The sequence below is a fragment of the Limnoglobus sp. genome (assembly GCF_059499385.1).
The window spans coordinates 153,931-167,181 of record NZ_JCABYM010000081.1 but is presented as its reverse complement, the minus strand read 5'-3'; the positions used below and the strand labels follow the sequence as shown (position 1 = coordinate 167,181).

Here is a 13,251-nt window from a genome sequence, read left to right as displayed (position 1 = left end):
GGCCGCGGCCCCGTTAACGCCGCGGCCGGTGTACTTTTGCAGGCTCCGGCGAACATGAAGGCCAAGCGAACCGACATCCGAAACGTCGCCGTCATCGCGCACGTCGACCACGGCAAGACCACGCTCGTCGATCAGATGCTCCGCCAGTCCGGGCAGTTCCGCAACGAGGAACTGGACAAGCTCGTCGGCGGGCAGCACGGCCTCATCATGGACTCCAACGACCAGGAGCGGGAGCGGGGCATCACCATCCTGGCGAAGAACTGCGGCATCCGCATCGGCGACGTGAAAGTGAACTTGATCGACACGCCGGGGCACGCCGACTTCGGCGGCGAGGTCGAGCGCATCCTCAAGATGGCCGACGGCGCGTTCGTCCTGGTCGATGCGGCGGAAGGGCCGCTGCCGCAGACGCGGTTCGTCCTGAAGAAGGCGTTCGCCTGCGGGCTGAAGCCGATCGTCATCATCAACAAGATCGACCGGCCGGACGCGCGGATCCAAGAGATCCACAACATGATGTTCGAGCTGTTCATCGAGCTGGGGGCCGACGACGACACGGCCGACTTCCCGGTCATCTACGCCAGCGGCCGGGCCGGGATCGCGACGACCGACATGGCCGTCGAGCCGAAGGACCTGAAGCCGCTGTTCGACGCAATCCTGAACAAAATCCCCGCCCCCGAGGTGGACGGCGACGCGCCGCTCCAGATGCAGGTGACGGCCCTGCAATACTCGGAGTTCCTGGGCAAGATCGCCATCGGTCGGGTGATCGCCGGGAAGATCAAGAAGAACCAGAAGGTCACGGTGGTGAAGCAGAAGGACGGCGGCACGTTCAACGACACCATCGTGCAGGTGCTGGAGTTCGACAAGCTGGCCAAGAAGGAAGTGGAGACGATCTCGGCCGGGGACGTGTGCGCCGTCGTCGGCCTCGACGAGGCGGACATCGGCGACACGATCTGCGACTTCGACAAGCCGCTGCCGCTGCCGCCGCTGTCGATCGACGAGCCGACGCTCGACATGCTGTTCAAGGTGAACGACTCGCCGTTCGCGTCGCAGGACGGCAAGCCGCTGACCAGCCGCGAGCTGCGGTCGCGGCTGGATTCGGAGCTCCAGCACAACGTCGCCCTCCGGGTGAAGGCGGGCGAGCGGGAGAGCGAGTTCATCGTCAGCGGCCGCGGCCTGTTGCACCTCGGCGTGCTCCTGGAAACGATCCGCCGCGAGGGCGGCGAGATCGCCGTCGGCAAGCCGAGAGTCATCACGAAAGAGGTGGACGGCAAGACGATGGAGCCGGTCGAGTACCTGGTCGTCGAGGCCCCGAACGAGCACTCGTCGTCGGTCATGAAGCTGGTGCTGGAGCGGCAGGGCGAGTGCATCAAGATGGAGGGCGGGCAGGGGAACAGCACGCACATGGAGTTCCACATCCCGGCCCGCGGCCTCATCGGCCTGCGGACGCGGATGCTGACGGCCACGCAGGGCACGGCGATCATGCACCACAACTTCCACGAGTACCGCGTGGCGCGGGGCACGCTGCCGGGGCGGGCGAACGGCGTGTACATCTCGAAGAACACGGCGAAGGTGACGGCGTACTCGGTGGACGGCCTCTCCGGCACGCTGTTCGTCGCCCCCGGCGAGGAGGTGTACGAGGGCCAGGTGGTGGGCGAACACGGCCGGGACAAGGACCTGACGGTGAACGTGACCGACCCGAAGCCGCTGACCAACATGCGGGCGTCCGGGAGCGACGCGAAGGCGTCCATCAAGCCGCCGCTGCGGTTCTCGATGGAGATGGCGCTCGAGTACATCGACGACGACGAGCTGGTCGAGATCACGCCGACGAGCCTGCGGATGCGGAAGCTGTACCTGAAGGAGAACGACCGCAAGAAGTTCGAGCGCGGGCGGATGTAAGTTGGTGGCGAAAGCCCAGGCACGGCCGTGCCTGGGCTTTCGCCCACTTCAATCAAAAAACTCGTCGTCCGCGTTGAACGCCGGCACTCCAAAAACAATTGTCTTCACCACGTCGTCCGCTACCAACCGGTGGCGCACGCCGTTCGGAATCCACACCATCGTCCCCGGCTCGATCCGCTGCCACTCGCCGTCGAGTTCGATTCGGCCGGTCCCTTCCAGGACGTAGTACACCTCGGTCGTGGCGCGGTGGTAGTGCCGCACGGAGTCGCGGATCGTCGTGACGTGGAACGAGCACGGCGACCCGTCGGCGGCGGTCAGCACGCGGGTGCTGGCCCCGCACGGGCACGGCACGGTCGGGGCGTCCGCGACGCGGCGGACGAGGTCGGCGGTGGTCGGCATACGATGATTCTATGGCCGAACCGCGCACCTGCACCGCCCGCTGGGTCGTCCCCGTCGCGTCGCCGCCGCTGGAGCGGGGCACGATCACCGTCGAAGGAACCACCATCACGGCCGTCGAGCCGCGCGGCACGCGGACCCCGGACGTGGACCTCGGCAACGTCGCGATCATCCCCGGCCTGGTGAACTGCCACACGCACCTCGACCTGAGCGGGGCACGCGGCAAAATTCCGCCGACCGACCCGGATCACTTCACCGACTGGCTCCGCGGCGTGATCGCGTACCGCCGGTCGCGGTCGCCGGCGGACGTGCAGGCCGACGTCCGTGCCGGGCTGGCCGAGTGCCTGCAGTTCGGCACGACGCTCCTCGGCGACATCACCGCGGGCGGGGCGAGTTGGGACGCGGTCGCGGCGGCGGACGTGCGGGGGGTCGTTTTCTACGAGATGATCGGCTTGTCCGAATCACGTGCAGCCGAGACACTGGCCTCGGCCGAAAGCTGGTTAATGACCAGGACACAACTCGGTTCGGTTCGTCCCGGATTGAGTCCTCATGCCCCGTACAGCGTGAATCGAAGCCTCTTTCCGGCCGCAGGGCAACTCTGTCGAGTTCAGAAGTGGCCGACGGCGATTCATCTCGGCGAGAGTCGCCATGAAATTGACCTCCTTCACCGAAAGGCAGGGCCGTTCCGACAATTCCTCACGGAAGTCGGGGCGTGGCACGCTGAGGGTCTCGCCGACGATTTCACTTCGATCATGAAGTCTTGCGACTTCCGCCAACCGAAACTCTTCATCCACATGAACCACGTTGCGCCGACCGCGCGGATTCAACGCAATAGTTCCTGCATCTACTGCCCCCGCACGCACGCCGCGTTCCGCCACCCGCGGCACCCGTTCCCCGAGTTTCAGGCACGCGGCGTCCGCGTCGCGCTCGGCACGGACAGCCTCGCGTCGAACCCCGACCTCGACCTGCTCGCGGAGGCCCGGTTCGTTCACGCGATTCGGCCGGAAGTTCCGCGCGAGGAACTGCTGCGGATGGCAACGCTGACCGGCGCGGAAGCCCTCGGCTGGGCCGACGAGACGGGCAGCCTCGAAGTCGGCAAGTCGGCCGACCTCGTGGCCCTCCCGCTGCCGGACCGCGGCGCGGCCGACCCGCACGAGTTGATCTTCGGGGACGACTTCCCGAACGGGGAGCGGCGGACGATGTTCCGCGGGAGTTGGCGGGAATGAAACAGTCGGGGCGACAGGAGTCGAACCTGCGTTCTCGTGTTCCCGAAACACGCGGCCACTCCACCTGGCCCACGCCCCGAACGAGTCCCGGCGGTCGGAGTTGAACCGACGACCTCACCGTTTTCAGCGGTACGCTGCTACCTGCTGAGCTACACCGGGTTGTTGTGCCAGAAGGGACACGACCCGGACGCCGGCGGTTCGCGACCTTGCGGCAGGTTCCCGGATGATTCCGGGCGGGAGGGAAATGATTCCGGACGCATCGAATCGGCGCAAGTTATTATCCGGAATGGTCTTGGGCCGTAACTGCTAAATGATTCCGGACTTACGAAATGATTCCAGCGAAGGGTGGGGTGTATTCCGTGGAATCATTTTCGGCCGTTCACTTCTTCAGAACGTCCGGCAGGAACTGGCCGCGGTCGAACGTCGGGTTCATCTCCAGGTCACGGAAGTAGTACGCCGCGATCAACGACCCGTCCGGGTGGCGGATGTCCGAGCCGACGTGCAGCCACGTCTCGGCGTCGATCATGATCGTCACTTGCCCGATCGCCTCCTTCGGGAACTTCTCCGGCGTGCGGAGGTCCGTGTCGGCCATTGAGAAATTGTCCACCTCGGGCGGATCGACCGTGCGGCGGATCATGTGGCAGACGCGGCCGCTCAGCTCCGGGACGGGCTTCGTGCCGAGGTACTCGGTCTTCAGCCGCCCGGCGTCGGCGGCCCGCTTCCAGACGGTGTACGTGCGGAGCGTGCCGCGGTAGATGCCGAAGTCCTGGATCGAGAACCGCGACGAGTTCCGGGCGAAGAACCCGTTCGGGTCGCTGTCCGACACGCCGAGCGGCGTCTTGGCCTTGAGGTTGCCCTTGTTCTCCCCCTTCGCGTACAGCGTGGCCGTGGCGAGGCCCGCGCCTTCCTGCCACGTCATCAGCACGGCGAACGGGTCGTCGCGGAACGCAATGCGAATGATCTCCACCGGGCCGAGCGTGCCCTTGACGCGCTCCTGCTTGTGCATCGTACAGACGTACCCCTTCACCTCGCACCGGTAGCGGCTCATCGAGGCGTTGAGCATGGCGAGCGGGTCGGTCTTCGCCAGCTCGACGAACCGCTCCGGCGTCGGCAGGTCGCCGCACTTCGCGAGGGCCGGCGCGGGGGTTGCCGGGGCCGACGTGCGGACCGGCGGGCCGAGCGGCAGCACCACGAGGCAGACGGCGAGCACGCCGAGCTTCAGGAGGAGGCGGAACAGCATACCCGTAAAGAATAGGGAGCGGGAAGGACCTGACTTCCGAAGTCCGGCTTCGACTTCGGAAGTCGAACGGGCGGAGGGGCGGTTGCCGGACCTGCGGACGCGCCCGCGCGGGATCGACTTCCGAAGTCGAAGCCGGACTTCGGAAGTCAGTTGCTTTCCGTCACTCCGTCTGTCACATTAACAATCCCGCCTGCCGGAACCCGTCATGCCGCGCTACCACGTTGCCACGTTTGAGTCCGACGCGACGCCACCGCTCGGCCACCCGCTCTGCGGCGGGTGGATCGAGCCGGCCCGCGGCGTGGACGACCCGCTCAAGTGCCTCGGCGTCGTGCTGCTCGGCGACGGGAAGCCGGTCGTGCTGGCGGCCCTCGACTGGACCGGGCTGCGGAACGAGGCGTACCGCCGGTGGCGGGCGGCCCTCGCGGACGCGGCCCACACCACGCCGGAACAGGTCGCGATCCACTGCGTCCACCCGCACAACACGCCGTTCGCGGACGTGGAGGCGCAGAAACTCCTCGCCGCCGTGAACGGTCCGCCACTATTGGACCTCGACTTCTTCGCAAAGGCGGTGAAGGCGTCCGCGGACGCGCTCAAGACATCGCTGGTTAAGGCCCGCGAGTTCACGCACGTCGGCTTCGGCAAGGCGGAGGTGAAGCAGGTCGCGTCCAACCGCCGCGTCCTCGGCGAGGACGGCAAGGTGAAGTTCACCCGCACGAGCGCCACGAAGTCGAAGGAGGCCCGCGACGCACCGGAGGGGCTGATCGACCCGTTCCTGCGGACGCTGTCGTTTTGGAACGGCGACTCGCCGCTCGCGGCGTTGCACTTCTACGCGACGCACCCGATGAGCTACTACGGCGACGGCCGGGTGAGCGCAGACTTCTGCGGCCTCGCCCGCCAGAAGCGGCAGAACGAGCAGAAAGACGTACACCAGATTTACTTCACCGGCTGCTCCGGGAACGTGACGGCCGGCAAGTACAACGACGGCGAGAAGGCGAACCGCGCCATCCTCCGCGACCGCATGCACGCCGGCATGGTGGACGCCTGGAAGGCGACGACAAAGCAGCCCGCGACCGGCTGGACGTGGAAGGTCGAGCCGGTGAAGCTGCTCCCGCGGAAGGAGCCGACCTTCGGCGCGGAGGTCAGCACGCGGGACATGAAGGACGAGAAGCTGAAGGCGGCCCGCCGTAACAACGCGGCCCTGCAACTGGCGTGGCTGAAGCGGATCGACGTGCCGATCGAGGTCACCTCGCTCGACTTCGGCGGGAAGCTCCGAACGCTGCACCTGCCCGGCGAGCCGTTCATCGAGTTCCAGTTAGCCGCGAACAAAGCGGCCGGCGACGTGCCGGTGTGCGTCGCCGGGTACGGCGACGACGGCTGCGGGTACATCCCGCCGGCCGCGGCGTACCTCGAAGGCGGGTACGAGCCGACGGTCACGCTCTCGTCGCCGGACACGGAAGGCATCCTGCTCAAGGCCATCGACAAGCTGCTGAAACCCAAGTCGTGACGGAGTCTTTCATGCGCACGCTGATGTTATTCGCGCTGTTCGCCGCGCCGCTCGCGGCCGCCGACCCGCCGTTCAAGGTCGGCGTCGCGACGGCGAACATCACGCCGAAGGAATACATGTGGATGTCCGGCTACGGCTCGCGGACCAAGCCGGCCGAGGGGAAGGCGCACGACCTGTTCGCGAAGGCCCTCGCCCTGGAGGACGGCGACGGCAACCGGCTCGTCCTGGTGACGACGGACCTGATCGGGCTGTCGAAAGAGGTCAGCGACGAGGTGTTCGCCGCCGTCGCGAAGGAGGCAAAACTCGACCGCGCACAGTTGCTCCTGAACTCGTCGCACACGCACTGCGGGCCGGTCATCCGCGACAATCTCACGATCATGTTCGACCTGACGCCGGCCCAGGTGAAGCAGATCAAGGACTACACCGCCGAGCTGAAGAAGAACCTGCAGGACATCATCCTCGCCGCCGTCTCGGACCTGAAGCCGGCGACGCTCGGCTACGGTCAGGGCGAAGCCCTGTTCGCGATGAACCGCCGCGAGAAGACGGACAAGGGCGTCATCAACGGCAAGAACCGCGATGGCCCGGTGGATCACACCGTGCCCGTCTTGAAGGTGACGGCCGCCGACGGCACGACGCGGGCGATCATCTTCGGCTACGCCTGCCACAATACGACGCAGTCCTACTACAAGTGGTGCGGCGACTACGCCGGCTTCGCGCAAATCGAAATCGAGAAGGCGAACCCCGGCGCGGTCGCGATGTTCTGGATCGGCTGCGGCGGCGACGTAAACCCACAGCCCCGCGGCACGGAAGAACTGTGCGTGCAGCACGGCAAGGAACTCGCCGCCGGCGTGGCGAAGGCACTGGCCGGCGACATGAAGCCGGTCACCGGGAAGTTCGTCGCGGCTTACAAGGAGATCGAGATTAAACTCGACGGCTCGATGACGAAGGAGAAGTTGCAAGCGGAATCGTTGAGCAAGACCGTCGCGATCAAGAACCGCGCCACGTTGCTACTGAAGCACCTCGCCGACCACGGCAAGCTGCCCGAAAGCTACCCCCGCTACCCGGTGCAGGCGTGGCGGCTCGGTAACGAGATCGTCTGGGTCGGCCTCGGCGGCGAGGTCGTCCTCGACTACGCGATCCGGCTCCGCAAGGAGTTTCCGAAGGAGAAGGCCGTGTGGGTCGCCGCCTACTGCAACGACGTGATGGGCTACATCCCGGCGAAGCGGATGCTCGCCGAGGGCGGGTACGAGGCCGACTCGTCGATGATCTACTACGGCATGCCCGGCAAGTGGCACGAGTCGGTCGAGGACACAATAATCGCCGGCGTCCACTCGTTGTTGAAGTGATTCCTTCTCGCGTGAGCGTTTTTTTATTGCCAACTCTTCCCGGATCGGTTCCCATATGTCCACCATCCGCGGACGGACGACACGTCGTCGCTCGCACCACCGCGGTGGACGGCCAAAAAGTGAGACTATTCGATGACGAAGCTCCGTTGTCTGCTGTTCGTCGCCGGGTTGATGTTCCTCGGCGGCGCGATCACGGGGCAGGAAGCCAAGAAAGAAAAGGAGTCCAAGCCGGCCGCGAAGGCGAAGGGGTCGCAACTCCCTCAGAACTGGTCGAAGCTGGGGCTAACGGACGACCAGAAGTCGAAGGTGTACGCGATCGACGCGAAGATCGACGAGGAGATCGACAAGCTGACCGCAAAAATCAAGGAGTTGAAGGAACAGAAGAAGAAGGAGCAACTCGACGTGCTGACGGCCGAGCAGAAGAAGCGGCTGGAGGACATCCTCAAGAAGGCCGCGGGGACGGACAAGTAAGCCCAGACTTCCGAAGTCCGGCTTCGACTTCGGAAGTCGAACCTAGCAGGGGCACTGGGTGTCGGCAAACGCCCGCCCGCACTCTCGACTTCCGAAGTCGAAGCCGGACTTCGGAAGTCTGTCTTGTTGGAGTCGCACGTTGGGGATCGAACGCACCGTCCGCACCTCCACGCCGGACCGCCTCTCCTGGCTCGACCTGGTCGAGCGGCTGAACGCCCACGGCGAGACGCCCGTACTCCGCATGATCGACGGCCTGCCCGCGTTCCCGGACGAAGTCCCGGACGCGACCTGGAACGAGTTGCGGCTCGGCCTGTCCGGCGGCATGGTGACCGTCCGCCGCACGCCGACCGGGTTCGCGTGCGTCACCTGGGGCGCGTCCGACGACGCCCTCCGCCGGTCGTGGGACCGCCTCTGCCACGCCCTCGCATCCGGCGTCGATGGTCAGATCGTCGAAGGCACGACCGTCGAATCGCCCGCCGCGTTCGCCGCCCGCGTCGGTCTTTAGCGACCAACCGGCACAACCCCACCTGACACCCTGCACATTCCCGACACACTTCCCCCGACCGGACACGCCGCGGCGGGGCCGCACCTTCACCAGTCATTTGAAGTGGGCGAATCCGACCGGTTTTCCCGATAACCGCTGACGACCCACTCTCCCGCGGCCGGCCCGCTTGTTGGGCTTGCCGGGATTCCGGGGACCGGGTACGTTCCTCTCCCGTCCTTCCCAGAGGGTGCGGGCAGTTTGGATTCCGTGGGGGGTGTGCCGTGAGATTGACCGTCCGTCAAGTGGCGGAATGGGTGTCCGGCGAGGTCGTCGGCGACGGCGAGGCCGAAATCTTCGCCGCCCGGCCGCTCACGGACGCCCGGCTCGGGGACATCACGTTCGTGGAGGACGACCGCCACCTCGACGCCTGGCACCACTCCCCGGCGTCCGCCGCCGTCGTCCGGCCGCACGTCCCGGTGAACGGACGCCCGCTCATCCGCGTCCGCGACCCGCTCATGGCGTTCGTGTCCATCGTCCAGCACCTGCGGGGCGACGACGAGAAGCGGGCCACGAGCATCCACCCGACGGCCCAGATCGACCCGACCGCGACCGTCGGCCCGGAGGCCCAGATCGGCGCGTTCTGCGTGGTCGGGGCCGGGGCCGTCATCGGCCATCGTGCGACCCTCGCGAACGGCGTCTCCGTCGGCAAGAACTGCCGCCTCGGGGACGACGTGACGCTACACCCGCACGTCGTCTTGTACGACGGTACCGTCCTCGGCCACCGCGTCCAGGTTCACGCGAACGCCGTCCTCGGGGCCGACGGGTTCGGCTACCGCACCCAGGGCGGGCGGCACGTCAAGGTTCCGCAACTCGGGTACGTCGAGGTCGCGGACGACGTGGAGATCGGGGCCTGCACGACCATCGACCGCGGCACGTTCGGCCCCACCCGGATCGGCGAGGGGACGAAGATCGACAACCTCGTGATGATTGCCCACAACTGCCAGATCGGCCGGCACAACCTGCTCGTCAGCCAGGTCGGGATCGCCGGGTCCACGACCACGGGTGACTACGTCGTCATGGCCGGGCAGGTCGGCATCGCGGACCACCTGCACGTCGGCGACCGCGCCATCCTCGGGGCGAAGGCCGGCGTCCACAAGGACGTGCCCCCCGACTCGCGGATGCTCGGCGCGCCGGCGACGCCGGACCGCGAGCAGATGCGGATCATGATGAGCCTCGAGAAGCTGCCGGAGTTGCGGAAGGACCTGCGGAAGATCAAGCAGGCGCTCGGCCTGGAGACGAAGGAATGACGGCCGCGCCCGTGGGCCTGCTCGCGTGCGCGGGCCGGTTCCCCATCGTGATCGCCGAGAAGGCCCGCGAGTGCGGCATCCCCGTCGTCTGCGTCGGCGTCGCCGGCATGGCCGACCCGGTTCTCAAAGACCTCTGCACGGAGTTCCACTGGCTCCGCCGGATGTCGATGAACAAGATCAGCCGGTCGTTCGTCCGCGGCGGCGTTACCCGGTGGGCGATGGCCGGGAAGTTCCACAAGGTCAACCTCTTCCGCCCGTGGCGGCTCTTACAGCTTCTGCCCGACTGGCGGATGCTCAAGTTCTGGTACTCGCGGACCCGGTCGGACAACAAGGACGATTCCATCCTCCTCGGATTCATCGCCGAGCTACGGAAGGACGGCTTGGAGTGCGTGTCCGCCCTGGACCTCTGCCCGGAGTTGCTCGTGAAACACGGCCCGCTCACGACCCGCCGCCCGACCGCCGCCGAGGAGCGGGACATCCGGTTCGGCTGGGACCTCGCCAAGCGGATGGGCGACCTGGACGTGGGCCAGAGCGTGATGGTCCGCGAGCGGGCGGTGCTGGCGGTGGAGGCCATCGAGGGGACCGACCTCGCGATCCGCCGGGCCGGGGAGCTGTGCGGCAAGAACGAGTTCGTCGTCGTGAAGGTGGCGAAGCCGAAGCAGGACATGCGGTTCGACGTGCCGACCGTCGGCGTGACGACCATCGAGACGATGCGGGCGGCCGGGGCCACGGTCCTGGCGGTCGAGGCCGGGCGGACGATCCTGCTGGACCAGGACCAGACGGTCGCGCTCGCCAACCGGTACGGCATCGCCATCGCGGCCGTGGAAGCGCCGGCCGTGCCGGCGCGGTAGCGGCCAATCCGGCGGGAAGTTCCGGTCGCCACTCGCACTTCGGCGGCGGCCGGTGTATGATGCCCCTCAAGCCGAAACTCCCTAAGTTTTTCGAGTTTCCATGGGTTCGATGACTTTCCTCCTGCCCAGCACCCTGCCGCCCGGCGGGCGAGCCGCCGTCGAGCGGGTGCAGTTCGCCGGTGGGTACGATCGGACGCCGTTCCCGACGCAGGGGGAGTTCTCCCGCACCCAACTCGTGGTCACCAAGGCGCAGAACGAGAGCTGCTCCGTCACCGTCCCGTGGCCGGTGTTGAACCAGGGGTTCGTCGTCACGTCCACGGCCACGCTCCGGGAGAAGCCGGAGCCGTACCAACTGCTCGTCGAACTGGCCCGCGGGAAGCTGAACCAGTTGCGGAACGCCGTCGCGGAACTGGAGGCTCAAGGGCTGACCGTCGCCCCGGCGGTCGCGAAGGCGTCCCGCGAGGCGACGCACGCCTTCGCGAAGGCGGCGCTCAACCAGCGGACGGCCGAGGCCGACGCCGACGCGACCGACGCCATCACGTGCAGCTACATGGCGGCCGACGCCCTCATGCGGCAGTTCACGGCCACCGCCATCGGCCTCCGCTCCCACCAGGGGCGGCGCATCCAGACCCGCTGGGGCTGCCGGATCACCGCCCCGCCGACCGCCGAGGAGACGCCGCTGTACGCGGCCGCGTTCACCGGCGTCGTCCTCGTGCCGAACTGGTCGGAGATCGAGACGGCCTCCACCCGGTTCGACTGGGAGAAACTCGACGCGATGGTCGCGTGGGCCGAGGCGAACAACTTCCAGCCGACGATCGGGCCGCTGATCGACTTCGGCGAGCCGCTGCCCGGCTGGCTCGACGGCTGGGAGGGGGAGCTGCCGAGCCTGGCCGCGTTCTTCTGCGACTTCATCGAGTCGGCCGTCCACCGTTACCGCGACCGGGTGAAGAACTGGATTCTGTGTTCCGGGTTCAACCACTGGAACCGGTACGGCGTGGTCGAGGACGACCGGCTGCGGCTCGTCGGCCGGATGCTGGAACTCGCCCGCACCGTCGATCCGGACGGCCGGTGGGTGATCGGCCTCGCGCAGCCGTGGGGCGACTACCTCGGCGGGGACGATCACACGTACTCGCCGCTCGTGTTCGCGGACACGCTCCTCCGCAGCGGCCTGCCCATCAGCGGGTTCGAGCTGGAGCTGTACGCCGGCAACGACGACCGCGCCAGCCTCCTCCGCGACGGCCTCGACACCGTGCGGCTGCTCGACCTCTTCGGCCTGCTCGGCATCCCGATCGACGTCGTCGCCCGCCACCCGGCCCGCGACGGGGCGGAGGCGACCTCGAACCTCGCGACGCTCAGCAAGTGCTGGCGGGCGGCCGAGACGGTGGCGGCCCAACAGGACTGGGGCGACTGGGTGTCCGCGCTGTGCCTGAGCTACGCCCACATCCGGTCGTTCACCTGGGGCGCGTGGGCGGACGCCCCGGAGACGGACGAGGCGTTCGGCCTCCTCACGAAGGCCGGGCAGCCGAAGCCGCTGCTGAAGACGTTCCAGGACCGCCGCGGTCAGTGCCTCTGATGTCCGCCCCGTCGCCGACGCAGGCCCGCTCGATCCTCGTCCTCGCGGCCGTCCTCTGGAGTCTCGGCAGCCTGTTCATGCGGCTGCTGCAAGTCCCGACCGCCCTCGGCCTCGACGAGCCGAAACTCACCTCGATTCAAATCGCGTTCTACCGCGCCTTGTTCGCCGGGCTGTGCCTTCTCCCACTCCTCCGGAGTGCCGAATGTCGGTTCCGACCGGCGATGGTGTTCATGGTGGCGACGTTCGCGACGATGAACGCGCTGTACATGTCGGCGATGGCCCTCGGCTCGGCGGCGAACGCGATCCTGCTCCAGAACACGTCGCCGGTGTGGGTGTTCTTCCTCGGGTACTGGCTGCTCGGCGAGCGGGCCGACCGGCGGTCGTTTCTCGCCATCCTGATCGGCCTGATCGGGGCGCTGGTGATCGTCGTCGGCAACTGGCCGAAGGGCGGGGACGACGCGGGGGAGCAAGTCGGCGTGTTGCTCATGGGCCTCGGCAGCGGGCTGACCTACGCCGGCGTCGTGCTGTCGCTGCGGGTGTTGCGGCACGAGTCGTCCGCGTGGTTGATGGTGATGAATCTGCTCGGCACGGCCGCGATGATCGCGGTCTACTTCTCCTGCACGCTCGGCGTGAGCGGGTTCTGCGCGTGGGCCGCCGCCCCGACGGCGAAGCAGTTGGCGTTCCTGTTCGTCTTCGGCGCGGTGCAGTTGGCGGCCCCCTATGTGCTTTTCGCGCGGAGCCTGCGGGCGGTCAGCCCGAACGAGGCGTGCATCATTACGCTGTTGGAGCCGGTGCTGAACCCGCTGTGGGCGTACCTGATCGCCCCGGACCGCGACGTGCCGACGGGGTGGACCGTCGCCGGCGGGGCGCTGTTGCTGGCGGCGCTCGTCTGGCGGTACGCCCCGCGCCGCGGCGGAACTGCTAGACTTGAAGGGTGAACCGCTCGTCTTCTGGATTCGC

12 protein-coding genes and 2 tRNA genes are annotated in these 13,251 nt (G+C 67.4%); 10 read left to right on the top strand and 4 right to left on the bottom strand.

Translation table 11 applies throughout. The features are described from left to right. Positions 1 to 54 precede the first annotated feature (54 nt). A complete protein-coding gene (gene typA / locus AC5JJ2_RS15130; protein ID WP_495858841.1) occupies positions 55 to 1,893 on the top strand; it encodes a translational GTPase TypA in 1,839 nt (612 codons plus the stop codon). Positions 1,894 to 1,941: 48 nt separating this feature from the next. On the opposite strand, the gene AC5JJ2_RS15125 is transcribed toward typA, so the two are convergent. Next, positions 1,942 to 2,292 (bottom strand): cupin domain-containing protein, encoded by a 351-nt coding sequence (locus AC5JJ2_RS15125; RefSeq protein WP_495858840.1) that lies wholly within the window; start codon positions 2,290 to 2,292, stop codon positions 1,942 to 1,944. Positions 2,293 to 2,303: 11 nt separating this feature from the next. Between AC5JJ2_RS15125 and AC5JJ2_RS15120 the strand changes: the two genes are divergently transcribed. After that, entirely contained in the window at positions 2,304 to 3,515 is a 1,212-nt protein-coding gene (locus AC5JJ2_RS15120) for an amidohydrolase family protein (RefSeq protein ID WP_495858839.1), read from the top strand. 5 nt (positions 3,516 to 3,520) lie between these two features. Here the strand turns inward: AC5JJ2_RS15120 and AC5JJ2_RS15115 are convergent. From AC5JJ2_RS15115 to AC5JJ2_RS15105, 3 genes are all read right to left on the bottom strand, one after another. Next, positions 3,521 to 3,594: transfer RNA gene (locus AC5JJ2_RS15115), tRNA-Pro, on the bottom strand. Positions 3,595 to 3,600: 6 nt separating this feature from the next. Then, a tRNA-Phe gene (locus AC5JJ2_RS15110) sits at positions 3,601 to 3,674 on the bottom strand. A gap of 220 nt (positions 3,675 to 3,894) precedes the next feature. Next, positions 3,895 to 4,755: a DUF1571 domain-containing protein gene (locus AC5JJ2_RS15105; protein ID WP_495858838.1), complete on the bottom strand. Its 861-nt coding sequence runs from the start codon at positions 4,753 to 4,755 to the stop codon at positions 3,895 to 3,897. A 205-nt stretch (positions 4,756 to 4,960) separates the two neighbouring features. On the opposite strand from AC5JJ2_RS15105, the gene AC5JJ2_RS15100 reads away from it, so the two are divergent. From AC5JJ2_RS15100 to AC5JJ2_RS15065, 8 genes are all read left to right on the top strand, one after another. Continuing rightward, positions 4,961 to 6,259 (top strand): hypothetical protein, encoded by a 1,299-nt coding sequence (locus AC5JJ2_RS15100; protein WP_495858837.1) that lies wholly within the window; start codon positions 4,961 to 4,963, stop codon positions 6,257 to 6,259. 11 nt (positions 6,260 to 6,270) lie between these two features. After that, positions 6,271 to 7,605: a neutral/alkaline non-lysosomal ceramidase N-terminal domain-containing protein gene (locus AC5JJ2_RS15095; protein WP_495858836.1), complete on the top strand. Its 1,335-nt coding sequence runs from the start codon at positions 6,271 to 6,273 to the stop codon at positions 7,603 to 7,605. Between the two features lie 132 nt (positions 7,606 to 7,737). Beyond that, positions 7,738 to 8,076 carry a hypothetical protein gene (locus tag AC5JJ2_RS15090; protein ID WP_495858835.1) on the top strand — a complete coding sequence of 113 codons (339 nt, stop codon included), beginning with the start codon at positions 7,738 to 7,740 and terminating at the stop codon, positions 8,074 to 8,076. Positions 8,077 to 8,215: 139 nt separating this feature from the next. Then, positions 8,216 to 8,581 carry a hypothetical protein gene (locus AC5JJ2_RS15085; protein WP_495858834.1) on the top strand — a complete coding sequence of 122 codons (366 nt, stop codon included), beginning with the start codon at positions 8,216 to 8,218 and terminating at the stop codon, positions 8,579 to 8,581. Positions 8,582 to 8,841: 260 nt separating this feature from the next. After that, positions 8,842 to 9,867, top strand: a complete 1,026-nt coding sequence (gene lpxD / locus AC5JJ2_RS15080) for a UDP-3-O-(3-hydroxymyristoyl)glucosamine N-acyltransferase (protein WP_495858833.1) — start codon at positions 8,842 to 8,844, stop codon at positions 9,865 to 9,867. Then, positions 9,864 to 10,718, top strand: coding sequence for an LpxI family protein (locus AC5JJ2_RS15075; RefSeq protein ID WP_495858832.1), 855 nt, complete (start codon positions 9,864 to 9,866; stop codon positions 10,716 to 10,718). Before lpxD ends, AC5JJ2_RS15075 begins: the two co-directional genes overlap by 4 nt. Before the next feature lie 100 nt (positions 10,719 to 10,818). Then, on the top strand, positions 10,819 to 12,291 hold the full coding sequence (locus AC5JJ2_RS15070) for an endo-1,4-beta-xylanase (protein ID WP_495858831.1): 1,473 nt from the start codon (positions 10,819 to 10,821) through the stop codon (positions 12,289 to 12,291). Further along, the gene (locus AC5JJ2_RS15065) at positions 12,291 to 13,229 is read left to right on the top strand and encodes a DMT family transporter (protein ID WP_495858830.1); all 939 of its coding nucleotides are present in this window, start codon (positions 12,291 to 12,293) and stop codon (positions 13,227 to 13,229) included. Before AC5JJ2_RS15070 ends, AC5JJ2_RS15065 begins: the two co-directional genes overlap by 1 nt. Positions 13,230 to 13,251 lie beyond the last annotated feature (22 nt).